The organism is Bartonella sp. bp_1 (genome assembly GCF_055808085.1).
On sequence record NZ_CM147851.1, the window covers coordinates 1,969,336 to 1,990,297 of the forward strand.

Genomic DNA, 20,962 nt, shown 5'->3' on the forward strand with positions numbered 1-20,962 from the left:
AACCGTTTTATCATTGTCAATTCCAACCTTTTCATTCCAACGCCATAAACGGCCTATACCGCCCTTATCATGTTCCATATTGCCAGATTACAACTTTCTAAGACCTTTAAAAGGATCAATGATCAACTCAACTTCTTTCCATATATCATACTTGTCCGCTGGCAACGGAAAAGGCGAACAGTTTGCCAAAGCGGCATAGGCCTGATAAATGCCGACCGCTTGCTGGCGATTATCGCCGCCTGTTGCGCTGACCTCAGGGGTACCAACAAGCGAGCCATCTACATTAAGATAGAAATGCACCTTGAGTTTCAAATCCAATTGTTTTCCACCCAAAGCCAGCACATTGAATTTGCTTCCAACACATGAAGTCACAATATTGGCAAATGTCCGGGCGAGCCTATCCTCTTCGCCAATGTTTTGACTTGTCTTCGAAACTTGCGCCCCTTGTGCGCGCTTGGCGCTCGCAATCTGCACATCCATTGTGTTGCTAACAAAATCATCTGCAACAGAATCAGAATGATTGCCGGCTGTATCGATTTTCGATTGCGAAACAGCATTATTCGCCATACCGCCAACGCTAAAACCCAGTACAAAGCACAACGCCAAAAGCCTTCTGATAATCATTGTTCTCAAGCCTTCATAGCCATAAACGCGTTCCTACACCCAATGCCCGATTATCTCTGGCTTCCGACTCGTGATTTTTCATAAGGATCAAAAACCATTTCAATTTCTTTCCACATATTATACTTGTCCGCCGGCAACGGAAAAGGAGAACAGTTTGCCAAAGCGGCATAGGCCTGATTCATGGCGACCGCTTGCTCGCGATTGTCACCACCTGTTGTACTGACCTCAGGGGTACCGACAAGCGATCCATCTACATTAAGATAGAAATGCGCCTTGATTTTCAAATCCGATTGGGCACCACCGCCCAAGGCCAAAACATTAAACTTGCTGTGAACACATGACGCCACAATATTGGCAAATGTCTGGGCAAGCCTGTTCTGCTCACCAATATTCTGGCTTGCACCAAAACCTTCCGGCCCTTGCGAGCGCTTGGCCCCGCCGCCTTGCGTCTTGGCATTGTTGTTAAGCAGCGCATCGTTGATCATCTCTGACAACTCGTCTTTTTCGCCCTTGGCAGATTGGGACTTCTCTTTAGGCTTTTCAGTCGGTGCGCGTTCAGTCTTATCTGCAACCTGTTGTGGCTTGGCCATTGGCACAGGCGCCTGATCTGGCAAAGCAGGAATAGTTGGATCAGGCACAACAGACTCTGCCGTATCTGCAGGCTTTTCTGACGGCGCCTGCGTCTCGACCGGCTCTTTAACCGGTTCCTTCGGTTTTTCAGGGGCAGGCTGTTCTTCCGGTTTGTCGACCTGTTCCTGATCATCGCTCTTTTGCGGATTATCAGGCGGTACAATCGGTGTCTTGGCATCAGGATCACCCGCCTTGGGCTGCGATGTCTCGACCTCGCGGGGACGCTCTTTCGGCTTTAGCGGCGCCTTAACATCCACTTTACCTTCCCCGACATTCTTGGCATCGGGTTTATCTTCATCCTGTTTGGTCGTCGGCGCTTCCGCTGCTTTATTTTCCTGACTGGCTGACAGGCTGCCTTTCTGGACAGACATTTCATCTTCAATCGGTACGGTGACCGGCAATGGCTCGTTCAAGGTCGCGTCAAATTGAGCCGGCGAAGACAGGACAACCATGCCCCATCCCAGTGCGATAACGTGTGCCGCTACCGATGTCGCCAAACCTGCTTTCATTTGATCAACTTACCTGCTCTTCACATTCAGTTCTGCTCTGGCAGACTTGCAAGTGCAACATTGCTAAAACCCGCCTTTTGAATCATTGCCAAAAGCCCTAAAACCTTTTCATAAGCAATAGTCTTGGCACCACGCACAAATATACGCTGCTTTGCCGGATCGGTTCCATTGTCAGTCTGCGCCTTCAATTTGGCAATAATCTGTTCCGGCGTGTCATAATATTCATTATTGACACCAAGTTTGCCATTCGCATCAATTGAAACCGTCAAAGGCTGGGTATCCGCATTAACAGGGCCCGCCTGTGTCTGCGGCAAATCAAGCGGTACACCATTTACAAGCAAAGGGGCCGAAACCATAAAGATAATGAGCAATACCAGCATAACATCAACAAAAGGCGTCACGTTGATTTCACTCATAAGCCCATGCTTATTGCTACGTCGACGGCCACGACGACCGCCATTTTTTGCTGCCCCTGGTCCTGACATACCCATATCGAAACTTCCTTAACCCGCCTAACGGGCGTTTAGTTTTTCATCAATCTGTCGCGATAAAATAGCCGAAAATTCGTCGGCAAAACCTTCCATCCGCCCAGTCATTTTGGCAACATCCCCTGACAATTTGTTATAAGCAATAACGGCAGGAATCGCAGCCAACAAACCAATAGCTGTCGCCAACAACGCTTCGGCAATACCCGGCGCAACAACAGCAAGAGACGTATTCTTAGACGCTGCAATCGACTGGAACGAACTCATAATACCGACAACCGTACCAAAAAGACCGATAAAAGGAGCCGATGAGCCAACCGTGGCAAGAAAGCCCAAACGCTGTTCAAGTTTTTCACTTTCACGTGCCAAAGCAACATCCATAGCCTTATCAATACGGCTTTGAAGGCCAATGGGAGAACGCGCACCCTTTTCAAAGGATTTTTTCCACTCGCGCATAGCCGACATAAAAACAGCACTCATACCAGAGACACGTTTTTCATCGAGATTGCGATAAAGTTCTTCCAGCGACTGACCTGACCAGAAAACCTGTTCGAAGCGGTTAATCCCACGGCGCACGCGGCCATAAAAAAACAGCTTATCAATAATGATCGCCCAGCTCCAGACAGAAGCCAGCAGCAACCCGATCATAACAAGTTTGACAACCCAGTTTGCCTGCATAAACAGGCTCCAGATTCCTACCGTTTCGGGACTTGCAAGCTCAATTGAAGGCATAATTTCCAATCCTTGAATCCAAACGCCCGGCTCAACATCAAAACCGGGCGACACTATTTGAACAGATGCAATATCTGACGACAAATTTTGTTAAAACAAAGGCCAGAATCCAACATTAAAACTGTATCGGATCAAAGCCGTTGATTCTGTGTAAATTTAACAGTGCATGGTTAAAGATTGGTTGATTGAACAGTGGCTACAAAAAGACTAAAACCTATTTAACGTGCTGCAAAAATTCCTTCAATCGTGGATTGGAAGGCTTTTCAATCATCTCTACAGGATCGCCATCAACACTGATTTTGCCGTTTTCCATAAAAATAAGCCGCGACCCAACATCCTTGGCAAAACCAATTTCATGTGTGACCACAATCATCGTCATGCCGCTTAATGCCAAAGTCTGCATCACCTTCAGCACTTCCTGACGCAGTTCAGGATCCAATGCCGATGTCGGTTCATCAAACAACATCAGCTTGGGCTTGACAGCAAGAGCGCGGGCAATAGCTACACGCTGCTGTTGACCACCCGAAAGTTCGGACGGATAATGATTGGCGCGCTCCGACAAACCTACCTTGCCCAATAATTCATGGGCTTCTTTCAAAGCCTGTTTTTTAGATGTTCCACGCACTTCACGCGGTCCAAAAGCAACATTTTCAACCGCCGTCATTTGCGGGAAAAGATTGAATTGTTGGAAAACCATACCGGCTTCCTGACGGATCTGGCGAATTTTGGAACGTCCGCCCAACACGGAAATACCATCAACGATAAGATCACCACCGCTGATTTTTTCCAAGGCATTGATACAACGCAGCAAAGTCGATTTACCCGACCCTGACGGACCGATCAACACAACAACTTCACCCTGATTGATTGTCAGGTCAACATTATCCAGCACCACAAGCTGATCAAAACGCTTAGAGACCTTTTTAAATTCAACAATAGCTTGGCTCATAACATACGAATCCGTTTTTCAGTAATACGCAAAATAATCGTCAATGAAATTGTCATGATCAGATAGAGCGCGCCAACTGTGGTCAAAATTTCAGGATAACGATAATTGGTCGAAGCAATCTCGTTGCCACGACGCATCAATTCCGTGACACCAATCACCATCAGCAAGGATGTATCCTTCAATGAAATAATACATTGATTACCTAAAGGCGGGATCATACGTCGCCAAGCAATCGGCAAGATCACTTTCATCACAACCTTCCATGTCGGCAAACCAAGAGCCAGACCAGCCTCACGCAGACCCGGACTGACCGAAATCAGGGCACCACGTACAATTTCAGCAATATAGGAAGCCGAGTTGAGCATGATCGTTATAATGCCTGCAACAGGTGCGCTTAACGTGATATGATATCCGAAAATAGATATAAGCGGCAAAGCAAAATAGATGAACATCACCTGCAAGATCACCGGGGTGCCACGGATCAACTCGATATAAATCATCGCCACCCAATTCAAGACAGGAACTTTATAGGCACGGGCCATGCCCAGCACCAACCCCAATACAAAACCCGCAGGAATGCCTATAATCGAAATGATCAAGGTCCATTGAACGCCGTTTAAAAGTTGCGGCATTGCAATATTAATCGCAGACCAGTCGAAATCCATGATTCATCCTAATATGAAAAAGTGAAAATTATTCGCCAACATCGTCAATAATTAAAAGTTGGCCGCTTATAAAATAAAAATGATAATAAAAAAAGGGCGCAAGCGCCCTTTTAATAAGCAAAGCAATTACTTTGGTTCTGTACCGAACCACTTTTTATAAATTTCAGCATAAGTTCCGTTTTCACGAATCTTAGCAAGGGCTGCATTATATTTTGCAGTCAAATCACTTCCTTTTTTCATCGCAGCACCATATTGCTGGGCTTCAAGAATATCACCGATAATCTTGACTTTGCCTTTACCGCCTGTTGCCGCATAATATTGGATATTGGGTGCATCATGCAGCACAGCGTCAACACGCCCAGTCTGCAATTCAAGAAAAGCATTATCAATATTGGGGAACTGACGCTGCTCTACATCCTTATAATGCTCAGTTGCATAAGGAACAGAACCGGTGCCGGTTTTCAAGGCGATAGTCTTGCCTTTCAAATCATCGGCAGATTTAATATCGCTATCCGCACGCACCATCAATAACAAACCGCTATTATAATAAGGATCGGAGAAATCAACGACTTTCTTACGCTCTTCTGTAATCGTCATACCCGCCATAGCGACATCGATTTGCCCTGCCTGAACACCGGGAACAATACCGGCAAAGTCCATTGGACGCAGTTCATATTTTACGCCCATTTCTTTAGCAATAGCATCCCAAATCTCAACATCGAAGCCGACATATTTATCGCCTTCTTTAAAGCTGAATGGCACAAAGGCTGTATCGGTTGCAAAAACCAAATCTTTTGCTTGAGCCGAACCGTTGAATGTAAAAGCGGCAGCTAAAATCGCAGCGGCTAAACCTAATTTAAATTTCATGTAAAGATCCCTTCATCTCTTGATGATTTTACAGTACAGAAACCATTCAGCCTGAAGCAGGACATGAACAATGACTGATTATAGACAATATGGCGCTTTAACCAAAGTCTCAAGCCTATTTTCCGTCGTCAATCCTGTTTTTAATAATTAAACCAATATAATGGCATTATAGAACACAATATAAACCTATAATAAAATATCATAAATTGCAGCAACGACAGAGGCACAAAACATGAAAATATTTGCTGCTCTTTTCCGCTTGGACATCATGCCCAAATGCATCCTGTCACTTTTAATCCTTATTGTCTTTCATATGCCAGTCGCTATTGCGCATGAACAAGCGCTTGACCATTTTCCTGATAAAATACGCCAGACCATTTCCGATGATATACAGTCAGGACGTTTTGATCGTGCATTAGAGCGGCTTCAAAAACTTTTTGATGAAACCTCTGACAATAAAACCCGTTTCTTACTGGCTATGGACATGGGTGAAATTTCCACACAAACCGGCCAGCCACGCAAGGCCGCCGAATATCTTTCTACAGCTCTCGACATCCCCTTGGACAATATACCATCCGATGCCATCGACCATGTCTGGTATCTCTATACCGAAGCAATCTATGCTGCCAATAATAAGAAAAAAGCGGCAATCATTGCACAAAACTGGGCACATTTTCGCGAACTTTGGCTTGGCAGTGACGATTCTGCGACATTGCAGGCCTTTGTCAAACAATCTTTCTTCATGGAAGAAGCCGGTGATGTGACAGGGGCAATGGTTGTACGTGAAAAGGCACTGACAAAACTACGCGCGGTCAACTTCCATGATTATAGTATGGCCCTCAACAATCTGGCAATCCGCTTGCAAAATAGTGGCCATATGGAAACTGCGTCTCAAACTTTTTTGCTACTGCTTACCGCCATATCGAACCAACCCGAAAGTGTCTTTCTCGGCATAACCTATTTCAATCTTGCCGTCCTAGAGCGGGACAAACTGCAATTCGATAAAGCCATCGACTATCATCGCAAGGCAATTGATATTCTTGAACATACCGGAGGCTTGAATGACACACGCACCATCATCGCTTATGATGGTATGGGACAAACCTATGATGTGGCAGGCCATCCTGCGGCGGCCCTTTTATTTTTGCGCGAGGCCTATCAGCGCAGCATGAAAGCTGGCCTCGATAATAACCAATTCATGACCACAACCAATAATTTGGCCAATGTCTATCGCACCATCAAACAGCCGGACAAAGCCTATGAAATGGATAAAAAAGCCTATTCATGGCGCGTTCAAAATTTAGGTGCTACCCATCCAGATACACAGACAAGCCTTTACAATATGGCTCTTGATTTGTTTGAACTGGGTGATTTCAAAACAGCCTTTGAAACATTCCAGCATATGATTGCACAGCGTCAAAATGCTTATGGTGCCAAACATCCTGATACACAGCTCGCACAAAAGATGTTTTATGCGCTTTTTGGCAAACATGATACAGCTACTATGCCGACCTTGCCTGACAATGCCGATGCTTCCGCCTATAATGCTGATCTTGCTTTTGCATTAGCCCAAGCCACAGCCCGAGAAGGCAACTGCCAAAAAGCCATTCAATATCTCAACAAATCCTCTTTATGGAGTGACATGATTTACGGCCCTTTGGATCCCATTTCGATCTACCGCCTCAAAAGAGCAGTTTATGCATTATCATATGAAACAGATGGCGCCGTTGATGCCTATATAAAACTTGAACAGCGATTGCGCCAATGGCAACGCCGTGAACTCTTTGCAACATCCGATCCTTTCATCATCGATCAAATCGCCAAAAGTACACATGAAGACATCAGCCGGATATTTACTTTTGCACTCCATGCATCCCTAAAAGATCCTAAAGCAACATTGTTAATCGAAACAATTGCACACGAATGGAAAACGCCAATCTCAATGGAAAGACAATTTCTTCTCCAGCAGCACAATGCTTTAACAAGTGATGATAAAGAGCGCCTCAAAACGATTGACGCACTCAGAGTACAGCTTTACCAATCACAAGACCCTGTAGAAAAAGCAAAGTTTCAACGTGATCTGACAATCAATGAATCGAAACTGACAGATCGTTTAAGTACCTTGCGCACACAAATGGACGTCCAAAAAAACACCGGACAACAACAAGCCGATAAGGATCGAGCCCTACCTATTTATGCCGATGAAGCCATTATTGATTTCATCATTATAAATTCAAAAATGTCAGACAATGCCGAAATGCAAGATTATCTCTTTGCGATAATCACACTGGGAAGTGATAAAAGCTTCGTTCATGTTCTCCAGTCCGCTCACTCTATTCAAGCCATGCTTTCAGAACAAAGTCAGATAGACAGCTCTTCTGGAAATGAAAGCCTGCGTAAATTCTACGATATATTGCTTGCACCACTTGAAAAAAATCTTAAAGATATCAGACATATCTATATCGTACCCGATGGCGAACTGGCTCTTGTGCCTTTTGATTCCCTTCTCGATAAAAATAACCAGCCCTTTTTCATGAAGCGGGATGTCACCATTGCACGCAATCGTTCCGCTATTGATTCAATGCGCAAAACGCCTTCTATAAAAGATACGACCGCCCTTCTTATCGGCAACGTCAGCTATCCCGAACATATGCTGCTCGCTCCTTTACCCTATACAAAAATTGAAACACAGGCCGCACATGAATTGCTTGATAAAAAATCGGCCAAAACCATATGGCTTGGCGGTTCAGACGCCAATGAGCGCAATATTTATAAGGAAAGCCGCAATAAAACTATTATTCATTTTGCCACCCATGGATTTTTCAAACCCGATTCTACAACACAAGATGATCCATTGGAGCGCAGCGGGATCATTCTTTCAGCGCCGACGCAAATGACAAAACAGGACAATCCGGATAATGACGGCATATTGCACGCATCCGAGATCATGCACTGGCCGTTGCAAAATACCGAACTTGTCATTGTTTCTGCTTGCGAGACGGCAGATGGCGATATCAGCTATGGAGATGGTATTTTAGGTTTTTCTTCCGCATTGGCGGCCGCCGGTGCCAAACGCAGTCTCTTGGCACGCAAGCAAGTCTATGACGATCAGGCTTCCATTTTCATCATTCGTTTTTATGAATATGTAGCAAACGGCTTTTCATACGAACAAGCAATTAATGCAGTAAAACGGGAAGTTTACCGCCACGAACTACCCCATGTCAGCCTTGAGACAGCAACAGCCTTTGTCCTGATTGAAAACTGATAGCTAAAAAGAAAATTGACTGCGGCTTATGATCAATGCGCCAGCTGAAAACTTTTAGGAAACCGCCGCGGGCGTCCCTCTTCATTGATAATCGCTGCTTCAACACGGGCTACGACCAGTTCCACATCATTACAAAAAATGGCCTGTTGCATGCTGACACGCGCGCCGCTAATTGCTGTAATTGATGTTATAATCGTCACCAGATCATCAATACGTGCCGGTTTTTTAAATTCGATCTCCATACGTCGCACAATCCATGCCAGTTTTTCACCCGTCTCCCCCTGTGCCAATTGCGTATGATGAATACCGCTTGCCCGCAAAAACTCGGAACGACCACGTTCTAAAAACTCAAGATAACGGGCATGATAGACAACACCGGAGAAGTCTGTATCCGCATAATAAATACGCGCCTGCAAACAATGACGACCATCTTTTAGAATACCGTCAAGCGCTATATTTTCTTGACTATTCGTCATCTTCAAATAATCCAAATTGCGGCGTTGCAACTGTTTGCGGTGCAGCCAATCCCATATGTTCAAAAGCTTTCGGTGTCATAATACGCCCACGCGGTGTACGCTGGATAAAACCCTGCTGGATCAGATAGGGTTCGATAATATCCTCGATAGCATCGCGCGGCTCCGAAAGACCAGCCGCGATTGTTTCAATTCCAACCGGTCCACCGCCAAAGTTTTCCGCAATCATGCTAAGATAACGCCGATCAAGCTGATCAAGACCGCGCCCGTCAACCTCTAGCCGCAACAAAGCTTCATCGGCAATCCTGCGGTCAACAACATCTACACCACCAACAAGAGCAAAGTCTCGCACCCGCCGCAGCAAACGCCCGGCAATACGCGGTGTGCCACGTGCACGCGCCGCAACTTCATGCGCACCATCGTCGGAAATTGCAATTTTCATCAATCGCGCACCACGGCGGACAATCTGTTCCAGCTCTTCCACCGTATAAAAATTCAACCTTACCGGAATGCCAAAACGATCACGTAGCGGCGTCGTCAAAAGTCCCAAACGGGTTGTCGCCGCCACAAGAGTGAACTTTGCCAGATCAATCTTGACCGAACGCGCTGCTGGCCCTTCACCGATAATCAGATCCAGTTGATAATCTTCCATAGCCGGATACAGGATTTCCTCGACTGCCGGACTGAGACGGTGGATCTCGTCAATAAACAACACATCGCCTTCTTCCAAATTCGTCAAAAGCGCTGCCAAATCACCTGCTTTGGCAATAACCGGCCCCGATGTCGAACGAAAATTAACACCCAGTTCACGTGCCATAATTTGTGCCAATGTTGTTTTACCCAATCCGGGCGGACCGACAAACAGCACATGGTCCAGCGCTTCCTTGCGCGTTTTGGCCGCTTCAATAAAAATTTTAAGATTGGCGCGTGCTGCCGCCTGACCGATAAAATCGTCGAGCGTCTGCGGCCGCAATGACGGATCACTATCTTCACCACGCATATCAGCCGAAATCAAACGATCATTTTCCATCTAAGCGCCTTGTTTTAACATTCTTCTTACCGGGAAAGCGCCTTCAAGCCAAGCCGGATCAGTGTTGCAGATGGTGCATCTTCACCAGCCTCTTTTAAAGCTGCTGAAACGGCATTGGCCGCCTGATCGCGTGAATAACCAAGATTGGCAAGAGCTGAAACCGCATCACCCACAGCTGAAGAGGCAACACCATCACCGATATTTTGCTTAAGCGCCATATCGCCACCACCACTAAAGGCAGGGGCCTTGTTCTTAAGCTCGGTGACAATACGCTCAGCCACTTTTTTACCAACTCCCGGCGCGCGACTGACCATAGCAATGTCTCGCAATGCTATTGCATTAGCCAACTCACTGGCCGACAGCGTCCCTAAAACCGCAAGAGCCACCTTGGCACCAACGCCTTGTACATTCAGCAGGAGGCGAAACCATTCCTGTTCAATCTTGGACGAAAACCCAAACAGCCGAATGGCATCCTCCCGTACCTGCGTTTCTATAAAAAGAATAATGTCCTCTCCCGTTCCCGGAAGGTTTGAAAGTGTACGCACAGACGCAAAAACCACATAACCAACTCCATGAACATCGATGATCAAATGATCATCATCGATTTCATCCACAATACCTTTAAGTTTGCCGATCATGCGCTAACTTTCATTTTAAGAGCCAGAGAAGATCGATTATGTGCGTGGCATATAGCGATTGCCAAGGCATCTGCCGCGTCACTTGAATCAAATTCCGCTCTGGGCATCAAGACTTTGACCATCATATGGATTTGCTGCTTTTCACCATGTCCAACACCGATCACTGATTTCTTGACCGCATTAGGGGCATATTCAGCAACCTTTAATCCCGCTTGAGCCGGCACGAGCAATGCAATGCCGCGTGCCTGTCCTAGTTTTAATGTTGCACCTGCATCCTTATTGACAAAGGTCTGCTCAACCGAAGTCTCATGCGGTTGATAGTGATGAATAATACTGCTCAACCCTTCATATAGCTGGCACAGTCGTGAAGCCAGATCGCATTTTTCATCGGAACGGATTGTACCGGCCCCGATAAATTTCAAACTATTGCCAAGACTTTCAATGACACCCCATCCCGTGCGGCGCAAACCTGGATCAATACCTAATATACGAATCGCTTCTGTCATTGCCCGACCTTATCCAATTTCTAGAACGGATAATAGAAAAATGTGAACAAAAGGGAAACAAAGTAAACAGATTTATATCAATTTGCCTGTATAAGACGATGGCAGACACTAACGCCTGTCGAAAGCATCCTGTATCCGTCCAATCTGGCGGGCAACAGGATTATGCACTTCTTCATGCGGTTCAATGATGCTGTCAATATCATGATCAAGGCGCCGCACACGCTCTTCCAACTGCAGTGAACGCATGACAAGATCACGAAAATTCTGCGGCAATTGCAGCCAATCAGGATCAATATCCTGTTTTGAAGGCGTCTCAAGCGAAACCTTGGCCTTCTCGGCTGCAATCTGCTCCTCACTCATTTCCTTTTCACGTCCGGCGCGAATAAGCAAAAGCCACGAAGCAACCTGCATGAGTCTTGTGCTCATCCGCATGGCTTCTGCCGTATAAAGATTGGTTACAGATGAAGATAAGGTCTTGGCAAGATGTTTGCCTTCACCATCAATATAAGCGGCTGTTTCTTCAATCAAGGCCATGCCATAGGCATAAAGCTTGTCAAAAACCACGCCAAAAGCCTCATGCTCCATCAGCACAATCATATTATCTGCCTGTTGTGCATGTGCCTTGGTCATGGCGAATACTCTATGCCTTTAAATAACTGATATAAAACCCCTGATCACCATAAAAGTTTCATGGGCTGTTTCCGGCTCAAAATGCATCAGTCAAAGCAGGAAAGCAATCACAGTCTTAATGCAAGGTTAATGCGGTCAAATACACCGACATTGCCACTACTTGATATTGGTCATTACAGCTTGGAAAGCGCAGGCACCGGCTCTGCCGTTGCCTCGTCACGCACGGCTGCTGATGCAACAAGCGATGCATCCTGACGCTTACCAGATGTCAACTGTTTGATCCATTCCAGATAATAGGCAACAGTAAACTGCATAATAATACCGGTTGCAATCAACAAGGTATCATAAGGAAGGCCGCCGGAATTAACTTTTTTAAGAACTTGCTCCGCCATGGCCAGAATGGTGCCGGCAACAAAAACAGCAAGACTGTGTTTACCAAGAATAGCCAAAGGATGGTGAATATTGACACGGGCAAGATTGGACAGGCGCGGAATCATAACAACCACATAGGCAAGCGACAAAACATGCAATAGACGCGGCACAGACAAGAATGTCTTGTTAAAACCGGTCAATGTCCGCGGCAATCCCATGGAGGGATCAATCCACCACCAACCCAACCGTACCCACAAGAACGACATGACCAGATAACCGATTGCCAATGCCAACAATAAAGGATGGGATGGCAGCTTTCCGCCACGGCGCACATGGATAACCGCAACCATGCCAATTACGAAAATAAGCTGCCATGAAAGCGGATTGAGAAACCACAAGCCCTTGGTCGGATAATTATGCGGCGCCACACCGAACCAACCGGCCACAAGATAAAGGACAACCGAAAACGCAACCAACAGTTTCAAGCTGCGTGAGGCAAGGTAAAGCATCAAGGGTGATGCCAGAATAAGCACCATATAAAGCGACAATATATTATTATAGCCCAACTGGTGACCAAGGGTAACCAGACCGACAAGCCCGTTTACCGGATCCTTGAGCAAAGGCGCAATATTGATCTGCTTTAAAAAAGCCGGATGATGGAAAAATACCGCAGCCGATAGAAAAATGGCCAATGATACAAGTGTTGTCAGAATATGGGTCGAATAGAGCGTAAAAGACCGCCGCCACAATTTTAAAGTCAGCAGCAAACGGTTGCCAACTTCAAATTTGGCACCATAAGCCAAGCCGACCGCAATACCGGAAATAAGGACAAAAGCCTCAGCCGAATCAGAAAATCCATAATGCTTATGGGTCAAATATTCAAAGATCGTCCCCGGCACATGATTGATAAAAATCGTAATCAAAGCCAATGCACGGAACACATCAAGACGTGTATCACGCGGCGCTTTGATGGTGCCGTTACCATTTTCATTGCCATAGAGTGGCTTTACTGGCTTCAATGACTTTCTCCGCTTCACATTGACCGATAGAAACACAACACACATCTATCCATGTCGAACTTCATCATATCCGAAATAATTCCATAATTGTGCCCTTTTTATCGCCATGCTGGTCAACTTTCATTCCATCTTGAAATGCAACGTTAGATAAGAATGAAAAATCGTAACCATCATTTAATGAGAACTGTTGCACATTGGGATCAAAATCCACACCATGGATCAAGCCGGAGCAAAAAGAGAATGAGTAACAACAAAGCCCCCCTTTTCCCCGAATGTGTGCTATGCCTTGATGTCCAGAAAAACATCTCACCCGACAGAATTAAAAAAATCCTGTCCGCTTCAAAAGCAGGCAGTGTCATTCTTTATGACAGCAACCATGACGAAGCTGCCTTTCAAGAAAAAGCAGCCCCGCTTGTCACGGCCATACAAGAGATAGGTGTTGCCGCCATTATTGCCGGAGATAGCCGGATTGCTGGCCGCCTAAAGGCCGATGGCATCCATATTGAATCCAGCATAAGCGAACTGGCCGACACAATCGAACGCCATAGCCCGGATATGGTTGTCGGTTTTGGCAATATCAAAAACCGTCATACCGCTATGGAGGCAGGCGAACTCAATCCCGACTACCTGATGTTCGGCAAGCTCGGTGCAGATACCAAACCAGAAGCCCATCCACGCAATATCGCCTTGGCATCATGGTGGGCCGAATTAATGGAAATTCCAGCCATTATACAGACCGGACAAGCCATTGAGAGTGTCGAAGATGCTGCCGCAACCCATGCAGAATATGTGTCACTGGAAAATATTATTTTTGGCGCAAATAACGAAAACATGATAATAGACCAATGCCTTGCAATCTTGCAAAAATATCCTTTCGAAACCGGAGAAAGCGAATCGTGACCCGTATCATTGCTGCACTTTTATTGACGGTTGCGCTTGTCCCTACTGCAGGTTTTGCAGCAACCACCCCCAAAGAGGCATCCCCTCGAGACGACAATCACGCTGCAGACAGCCATGATACGAAATTCGAAATTCTCAAACCCGGTGAATTTGATGCCGCCTATCAAAATTATATGGTCGGGCGCTATACAACCGCTTTTCATCTGGCTTTGCCACGTGGCGAGAACGGCGATCCACGTGCGCAAACACTGCTGGCCCGTCTTTATATGGAAGGCAATGCTGTCGCTCCTGATGGTGCGCGCTCTGCTCTTTGGTATAGCCGTGCCGCTGCGCTGGGTGATCCGCAGGCACAATTGCGCTATGGTCTACTGCTCTTCAACGGCAGTTTTGTTACCCGCGACCAGAAAAAGGGGGAAGATTATGTCCATCAGGCGGCTGAAGCCGGTGTACCGGAAGCTTTTTTCTATTATGGCAGTCTTTTGATGAACAAGGTTGGCGGTGAACCGGCCGCCGATGTCGGCCTGACATGGTTTTTAAAAGGAGTAGCTGCGGGTGATCCCGATTCGGCCTATGCCGCGGCTAAAATTCTGGCCCATGGCACACCGAAAGTTGCCAAGGATGAAAAGGCTGCGCGTAAATTATTGGAAATGGCCGCAGCAAAAGACCATGCACCGGCTCAGGTTGAACTTGCCAACTGGATGATCAATGGTCGCGGCGGCCCGCGTGATTATGACAATGCCTTCAACTATGATCTGCTAAACGCAACACGCGGCTTTACACCGGCACAAATTAATCTAGCGCGCCTTTATCGCGACGGTATGGGAACAGAAGGCGACACTGTTAAAGCTGCAGCGTGGTATATGGTGGCACAAAAAGCAAACATGATTGCCCCTGATCTTGATGACCTAATTGAAGGTTTATCGGCAGAACAACTTGAGAAAGCGCGTAGCCTATCTCTCTATTATCAACCCAATCTAATCCCGCCACCGGCAAAGATTGCTAAAAATTAAATCATCGCCACCCCTTGCGCTGGCAGTGTTTTTATGGTCTTGAAAACGACCGAATAGCCCGACATATTTGCTCGGGGTACAAAGCTGATTATCCTTGATCTTAAGGTATGGAAATAAAAGCATGAAAATCAATGGCAATGAAATCCGTCCCGGCAATGTGATTGAACATAATGGTGGCCTATGGGCAGCCGTTAAATGCAATGCGGTTAAACCTGGCAAAGGCGGGGCCTTCAATCAGGTGGAATTGAAAAACCTGATCGACGGCACAAAACTTAACGAACGTTTCCGCGCTGCTGAAACGGTTGAAAAAGTCCGTCTTGAACAAAAAGACTTCACCTTTTTATACGAGCAGGGTGACGCACTCGTTTTTATGGATTCAGAATCCTATGAACAGCTTGAGTTACAAAAAGAATTTGTCGGCGATCGCGCTGCCTTTTTGCAAGACGGCATGACCGTCACCGTCGAGCTTTATGAAGATCGCCCCATCGGCATCTCGCTTCCTGATCAGGTTACATTGACCATTACCGAAGCCGATCCTGTCGTTAAAGGCCAGACAGCAGCTTCTTCCTATAAACCGGCTATTCTTGAAAATGGCATCCGTGTTATGGTACCGCCCTTCATTGAATCGGGCGAACGTATTATCGTTGATACCAACGAAATCACCTATCTCAGACGCGCCGACTAAAAGGATTTTATACAATGGCACGTTCGGCAATCATGAATGTGATGGTACAAGCGGCAATGAAAGCTGGGCGTTCACTGGCACGCGACTATGGCGAAGTACAAAATCTTCAGGTCTCGCTTAAAGGGCCTGCCGACTACGTTAGTCAGGCTGATCGTCGTGCCGAAGATATTGTACGCACCGAATTGCAGAAAGCACGCCCCGATTACGGTTTTCTCATGGAAGAAGCCGGGGAAATTATCGGCAATGACGCGCACCACCGTTTCATCATCGACCCCCTGGATGGCACAACCAATTTTCTCCACAGCATTCCATTATTTGGTGTTTCCATTGCTTTGGAACGTCAAGGGCAGATTGTTGCCGGTGTTATTTATAATCCGGTTATGGATGAATTATTCAGCGCTGAAAAAGGCGGCGGTGTTTTCTTGAATGACCGGCGTATGCGTGTCGCAAACCGCCGCAAGCTTGAAGATTGCGTCATCGGCACCGGCGTACCACATCTTGGCCGCGGCCAGCATGGCCATTACCTTGTTGAACTGCGCAATGTCATGGCAGAAGTTGCCGGCATCCGCCGTATGGGTGCTGCCGCGATCGACCTTGCCTATGTTGCCGCCGGGCGTCTTGACGGTTTCTGGGAAGACCAGTTGCAACCTTGGGACATGGCCGCAGGTATGCTGATGGTGCGCGAAGCGGGCGGCTTTATCAGTGACAAAGATGGTGGCCAAGATATTTTTGGCAAAAAAAATATCGTTGCCGGCAATGAGCTGACCCATCGCGCCTTGCTAAATACACTCAAAAAACCTGTTTAAAACACAGTCAGACAGAGGAGATTACATGGATAATCTCTATGGAATAGCCGCAACCAGAAAATACTTTTCAGGCATTTTACTGATTATCCTGACATTCGTTACCATAAACCTTGCCATGGCCGCCAACGATGAGGCAAGCCGTAGCACCTATATACACCATATCTATGTTGGTGAAATAGAAGGGGCGGGAAAAATCATTATGGAGCTGGAGGAAGTAGAAAAAGGCCAGTATCGCGGCCGCTATTTCTATGACAGTAAAGGCATCGACATTCCCTTGCAGGGTACGCTTGATAATCTTTAAGAAGCCATCTTGCGCAGTACGATGAATGACAACGACAATAATTTTTACGACCGTTCACTGGCTGTATTTAAAAATTCGACGCAAGCTTTTTCTGGAAAAATTTATAAAAACCGTTATCAAGGCGTATGGCTGAACAGTACAAATGAAAACAGATTAAATTTCGATCTTTATGAAATAACAAACTATAAAACCAAAACATTTGGCAAAATCGAGAATGACTTTGATCTTCTATACGCCGATCAATCGGCAAGTATGATTTATAATAGCCTTAAATTCACCGATCACAATGTTGCCGATAGCAAGGTTCTAGGTAGCAACCAGTTCCATTTCCAATATCGCAAAGATCAGCGCACAAATGTTTCCTATCCCTATGTTCTCTTTATTGACGATGCAAATCTATCTGTTGATTCAATAAATCGTAGTCTCAAAACGCGCCATGACAAAATGATTGCCAATGCGCTCGAGTGTTTGGGACAGGATTATTATATCCCTGATAAATACGGCCTTGGCACCGGTGGGTTTAACGATGTTACCACGACCATACATTATGCATCCAAAAATTTGATCGCTTTAACAGAAAGCGGCAGCGTATTTTGTGGCGGCGCGCATCCGTATAATTTTTATGACAGCATTATCTATGATCTCAAAAAATATAATGACGATGGCGTAGTGAATGAAATTAACTGGAATGACTATCTCGATTTTGATATTATCGACGAGTATAACCGACAGAAAAACCCGCGTCTCATTAATCGTCTTGCCAAAGAATTCGCTCTTCCCCAAGAGGACGCACAGACAAACTGTTATGATCCATCTCTTTTGTCTGACTATCTGACGTTTTTTCTTGATCATGAAGGCTATTTGATGATCGGCAATCAGGGCGTGCCCCATATCATATCTGTTTGCAATGGTCCTCAAAGCGAATTGCCGTTATCATGGTTTAAAGAGTTTTAGAAAAAGGGCGCGGAGAATTATTTTGCCCAACCCGCTTTCTATTCAAAGCCTCTCATGGAAGATAAATAAATAAAATTACCGCTATTTTTTGATATAGGTTTCAGCAAGCGCAACCGTGTTATCAGTATAATACGGATTTAGCTCTTTAGCTGTCGATGTTTCAGCATGGGTGGTAAGCCATGCAGTCAACTGAATGCGTCGGATCATAATGAAATCAGCAAGCATCTTTTCATCTGCTTTTGAAAAATTGCGGATCTGCCGATATCCCTCAAGCCACGCCATCTGATAGTCGATAATCCGTGGATCATCCTCGATAAAACTGACACTGGCGGCAAAGTCGAAACCAAACCATGAAAAACCGCAATCATCAAAGTCAATCAATGCAAGACGGCCATCCGTCTTAATCAGATTGGCTACCCGCATATCACCATGAATAAGCCCGAAACGGTTTTGTTCCATACCATATTGCTCGACCCTATCCTTTAAAAGCAAAACCGCTTTTTCTATGACTGCCTGCCCCTGAGGTGTCAGATTGATCGCTTTACGCCAATCCCCCCAATAGGCATGAGGGCCGATCAAATGGTCAATATTCCATATTTTACGTGTAAACTGCGCCGGTTTTTGCCAGCCAAGACTATGCAAATGCAGCCTAGCGGCCATCTGTCCAAGCTGGAAAAAATCTTTTACCAACATAGAATCAGAGCAAAGCCCTGTAGCAGACAAAAAGTCGCTCGCCATAACATAAAACAATTGTCCATCTATCATAAAACTTTGTAGCCGCGCCCCATCTTGCGCTTTGTGTAATCGGGCTGTCGGAACAATATCGTCCGCCGACAAGGCATCAATCCATAATAATTCGGATAAGATTTCTTCACGTGTATGATAATGCGGTCGATAGATTCGCAAGACATAATCACGCTCCCCTTCGCGCGCGCGAAATGTTGCATTTTCAGAAAAAGCCATTAATTCCGGCACAACAGATATTGAAAATCCCCAAAGCGGCAAAACTGCTTTCAGATTTGTTTGCAATGCCGCCAGAAAATGCGGATGATACAGCATATCAGGTTGAAAACTGCAATTTGGCCAAACGTGCATAAAGCCCGTTCTTTTTTACCAATGTTTCGTGATTACCCTCTTCAACAACCCGTCCTTGATCAAGAACAATAATCCGGTCTGCTTTCAATACAGTTGCCAAACGATGGGCGATTACCAATGTGGTACGGTTTTGCATCAAACCTTCTAATGCCTTTTGTACCAACATCTCACTTTCAGCATCCAATGCCGAAGTTGCTTCATCCAGTAACAATAAAGGCGCATCACGCAAAATCGCACGGGCAATAGCAATACGCTGACGCTGCCCACCCGACAGATTAACGCCGCGTTCGCCAACCTGTGCATCAAATCCGCCTTTAAGCGCAGCAATAAAATCATAGGCATTGGCCGCTTTGGCAGCGGCCTCAATCTGCGCATCCGTCGCATTCGGCTGGCCAAGAGCGATATTATCACGCAGACTGCCTTCAAATATAGCGACATCCTGCGGCACATAGGCAATGCGGGCGCGTAATTCATGCGGGTCGGCAAGTTTAATATCAACATCATCAAATAGAATATGGCCACGCAATGGATCATAAAACCGTAAAATTAACGAGAATAATGTACTTTTACCTGCCCCTGACGGCCCGACAAAAGCAACTGTTTCACCAGCTTTAACCCGAATTGAGACCCCGTCAATAATGGCTCTTTCCTGTTTTTGTGCGTAAGAAAATGAGACATCATCAAACACAACTTCGCCTTGCGACGGTATTTTCAACATAACTGGTACAAGTGGTGCATGAATGGCGCTTTCCTCAGCCAACAGCTCCGCCAAACGCTCGGCGGCACCTGCCGCCTGGGCAAGCTCAGCACCGACTTCCGATAACTGACCAAAAGAACTGGCGGCAAAAACCGCATAAAGAACAAACTGTCCCAAGGTGCCACCACTCATATGGCCGTTTAAAACATCATGCGATCCTATCCACAGAACGCCGACAACCGAACTGAAAACAAGGAAAATAGCAAAGCCTGTCAAAAAAGCACGTGCCGTTACAGACTGACGCGCGGCATCAAAGGCGGTCTGGATCAGCCGCGAAAATCTGGCCACAATCTGCCCTTCTGCCGTAAAAGCCTGAATGGTTCGGATAGAGGCAATCTGCTCGCTTGCGAGGGCATTGGCTTCAGCCAACCGGTCTTGTGCCTCACGGGTGCGGCGACGCACATTGCGACCAAAAACAATCAACGGAATAACAACAATCGGAATAGCAACAAGCACAAGGGCCGACAGTTTGGCACTGGTGACAATCATCATCGCAATAGCACCAATCGCCATAATCATATTACGCAAAGCAACCGATGCCGTTGCACCCACCGCCGATTTAAGCTGGGTGGTATCCGCAGACAAACGCGAAACAATCTCTCCTGAATGCGAACGATCAAAAAAGGATGGCGATAAGGATGTAATATGGGAGAAAACATCACGGCGCAGATCAGCAACGACTTTTTCACCCAATGTTATCACGCAATAATAACGAAGCGCCGAGGCGAGAGCCAGAACGGCTGCAAGCGCAAACAACAAACCAAAATAGGAATTCATAAGATTGCCCTGCACATCACTAAAGCCATGATCGAGCATACGGCGAATGGCATAGGGGATGGCAAGCATGGCAAAAGCGGCCAAAACCAGTGAAACAAGAGCACCCCCTGCCAACCCTTTATAACGCCCTATATAAGGCAAAAGACGCGATAAGGGCCGCAAATTACGGGTGCGGCGGCGTGACTTGCCTCCAACGTTATCATTTTTGACATTATTAGAACCGGTCTGTTTATTCACCGTATAAATTCCTGTTTACGGGGTTTATCCCTTAAATCCATCTCGG

At 46.2% G+C, this 20,962-nt stretch carries 22 protein-coding genes; 7 read left to right on the forward strand and 15 right to left on the reverse strand.

Annotated elements, in window-relative coordinates; genetic code table 11:
• Positions 1-87: 87 nt before the first annotated feature.
• The 7 genes from ACYZ97_RS09805 to glnH all read right to left on the reverse strand — a co-directional run bounded on the left by ACYZ97_RS09805 (position 88) and on the right by glnH (position 5,461).
• Positions 88-624 (reverse strand): cell envelope integrity TolA family protein, encoded by a 537-nt coding sequence (locus ACYZ97_RS09805; RefSeq protein ID WP_473298481.1) that lies wholly within the window; start codon positions 622-624, stop codon positions 88-90.
• 50 nt (positions 625-674) lie between these two features.
• On the reverse strand, positions 675-1,763 hold the full coding sequence (locus ACYZ97_RS09810; protein WP_473298483.1) for a cell envelope integrity TolA family protein: 1,089 nt from the start codon (positions 1,761-1,763) through the stop codon (positions 675-677).
• A 26-nt stretch (positions 1,764-1,789) separates the two neighbouring features.
• Positions 1,790-2,254, reverse strand: coding sequence for a protein TolR (tolR, locus tag ACYZ97_RS09815; RefSeq protein ID WP_473298484.1), 465 nt, complete (start codon positions 2,252-2,254; stop codon positions 1,790-1,792).
• 21 nt (positions 2,255-2,275) lie between these two features.
• A complete protein-coding gene (tolQ, locus tag ACYZ97_RS09820; RefSeq protein ID WP_473298485.1) occupies positions 2,276-2,980 on the reverse strand; it encodes a protein TolQ in 705 nt (234 codons plus the stop codon).
• A gap of 214 nt (positions 2,981-3,194) precedes the next feature.
• On the reverse strand, positions 3,195-3,929 hold the full coding sequence (glnQ, locus tag ACYZ97_RS09825; protein WP_473298487.1) for a glutamine ABC transporter ATP-binding protein GlnQ: 735 nt from the start codon (positions 3,927-3,929) through the stop codon (positions 3,195-3,197).
• Positions 3,926-4,594 (reverse strand): ABC transporter permease subunit, encoded by a 669-nt coding sequence (locus ACYZ97_RS09830; protein ID WP_473298489.1) that lies wholly within the window; start codon positions 4,592-4,594, stop codon positions 3,926-3,928. The genes glnQ and ACYZ97_RS09830 overlap by 4 nt, the downstream gene beginning before the upstream one ends.
• Positions 4,595-4,720: 126 nt before the next feature.
• Positions 4,721-5,461, reverse strand: a complete 741-nt coding sequence (glnH, locus tag ACYZ97_RS09835) for a glutamine ABC transporter substrate-binding protein GlnH (RefSeq protein ID WP_473298491.1) — start codon at positions 5,459-5,461, stop codon at positions 4,721-4,723.
• Positions 5,462-5,693: 232 nt separating this feature from the next.
• Here glnH and ACYZ97_RS09840 point away from each other — a divergent pair, with 232 nt between their 5' ends.
• On the forward strand, positions 5,694-8,726 hold the full coding sequence (locus ACYZ97_RS09840; protein ID WP_473298493.1) for a CHAT domain-containing protein: 3,033 nt from the start codon (positions 5,694-5,696) through the stop codon (positions 8,724-8,726).
• Between the two features lie 32 nt (positions 8,727-8,758).
• Here the strand turns inward: ACYZ97_RS09840 and ybgC are convergent, their stop codons facing one another.
• The 6 genes from ybgC to ACYZ97_RS09870 form a co-directional block, all read right to left on the reverse strand.
• Entirely contained in the window at positions 8,759-9,202 is a 444-nt protein-coding gene (gene ybgC / locus ACYZ97_RS09845; protein WP_473298495.1) for a tol-pal system-associated acyl-CoA thioesterase, read from the reverse strand.
• Positions 9,192-10,229 carry a Holliday junction branch migration DNA helicase RuvB gene (gene ruvB, locus ACYZ97_RS09850; protein WP_473298497.1) on the reverse strand — a complete coding sequence of 346 codons (1,038 nt, stop codon included), beginning with the start codon at positions 10,227-10,229 and terminating at the stop codon, positions 9,192-9,194. The genes ybgC and ruvB overlap by 11 nt, the downstream gene beginning before the upstream one ends.
• A 26-nt stretch (positions 10,230-10,255) precedes the next feature.
• The gene (ruvA, locus tag ACYZ97_RS09855; RefSeq protein ID WP_473298499.1) at positions 10,256-10,867 is read right to left on the reverse strand and encodes a Holliday junction branch migration protein RuvA; all 612 of its coding nucleotides are present in this window, start codon (positions 10,865-10,867) and stop codon (positions 10,256-10,258) included.
• Positions 10,864-11,373 carry a crossover junction endodeoxyribonuclease RuvC gene (ruvC, locus tag ACYZ97_RS09860; RefSeq protein ID WP_473298501.1) on the reverse strand — a complete coding sequence of 170 codons (510 nt, stop codon included), beginning with the start codon at positions 11,371-11,373 and terminating at the stop codon, positions 10,864-10,866. Before ruvC ends, ruvA begins: the two co-directional genes overlap by 4 nt.
• A gap of 108 nt (positions 11,374-11,481) precedes the next feature.
• Positions 11,482-12,003, reverse strand: coding sequence for a DUF1465 family protein (locus ACYZ97_RS09865; RefSeq protein ID WP_473298502.1), 522 nt, complete (start codon positions 12,001-12,003; stop codon positions 11,482-11,484).
• 173 nt (positions 12,004-12,176) lie between these two features.
• Positions 12,177-13,394, reverse strand: coding sequence for an OpgC family protein (locus ACYZ97_RS09870; protein WP_473298503.1), 1,218 nt, complete (start codon positions 13,392-13,394; stop codon positions 12,177-12,179).
• Positions 13,395-13,634: 240 nt separating this feature from the next.
• Here ACYZ97_RS09870 and ACYZ97_RS09875 point away from each other — a divergent pair, with 240 nt between their 5' ends.
• The 6 genes from ACYZ97_RS09875 (at position 13,635) to ACYZ97_RS09900 (ending at position 18,050) form a co-directional block, all read left to right on the forward strand.
• Positions 13,635-14,294: a thiamine phosphate synthase gene (locus tag ACYZ97_RS09875; protein WP_473298505.1), complete on the forward strand. Its 660-nt coding sequence runs from the start codon at positions 13,635-13,637 to the stop codon at positions 14,292-14,294.
• On the forward strand, positions 14,291-15,304 hold the full coding sequence (locus ACYZ97_RS09880; protein WP_473298506.1) for a tetratricopeptide repeat protein: 1,014 nt from the start codon (positions 14,291-14,293) through the stop codon (positions 15,302-15,304). Before ACYZ97_RS09875 ends, ACYZ97_RS09880 begins: the two co-directional genes overlap by 4 nt.
• A 121-nt stretch (positions 15,305-15,425) precedes the next feature.
• Entirely contained in the window at positions 15,426-15,989 is a 564-nt protein-coding gene (gene efp, locus ACYZ97_RS09885) for an elongation factor P (RefSeq protein ID WP_473298507.1), read from the forward strand.
• A gap of 14 nt (positions 15,990-16,003) precedes the next feature.
• Complete coding sequence (locus ACYZ97_RS09890) at positions 16,004-16,795, forward strand: inositol monophosphatase family protein (protein WP_473298509.1); 792 nt, start codon at positions 16,004-16,006, stop codon at positions 16,793-16,795.
• Between the two features lie 25 nt (positions 16,796-16,820).
• A complete protein-coding gene (locus ACYZ97_RS09895) occupies positions 16,821-17,096 on the forward strand; it encodes a hypothetical protein (RefSeq protein WP_473298511.1) in 276 nt (91 codons plus the stop codon).
• Between the two features lie 9 nt (positions 17,097-17,105).
• Positions 17,106-18,050: a hypothetical protein gene (locus ACYZ97_RS09900; RefSeq protein WP_473298512.1), complete on the forward strand. Its 945-nt coding sequence runs from the start codon at positions 17,106-17,108 to the stop codon at positions 18,048-18,050.
• A gap of 81 nt (positions 18,051-18,131) precedes the next feature.
• On the opposite strand, the gene ACYZ97_RS09905 is transcribed toward ACYZ97_RS09900, so the two are convergent.
• Both ACYZ97_RS09905 and ACYZ97_RS09910 read right to left on the reverse strand, forming a co-directional pair.
• On the reverse strand, positions 18,132-19,145 hold the full coding sequence (locus ACYZ97_RS09905; protein WP_473298514.1) for a phosphotransferase enzyme family protein: 1,014 nt from the start codon (positions 19,143-19,145) through the stop codon (positions 18,132-18,134).
• A complete protein-coding gene (locus ACYZ97_RS09910; protein ID WP_473298516.1) occupies positions 19,111-20,916 on the reverse strand; it encodes an ABC transporter transmembrane domain-containing protein in 1,806 nt (601 codons plus the stop codon). The genes ACYZ97_RS09905 and ACYZ97_RS09910 overlap by 35 nt, the downstream gene beginning before the upstream one ends.
• Between the last annotated feature and the right edge of the window lie 46 nt (positions 20,917-20,962).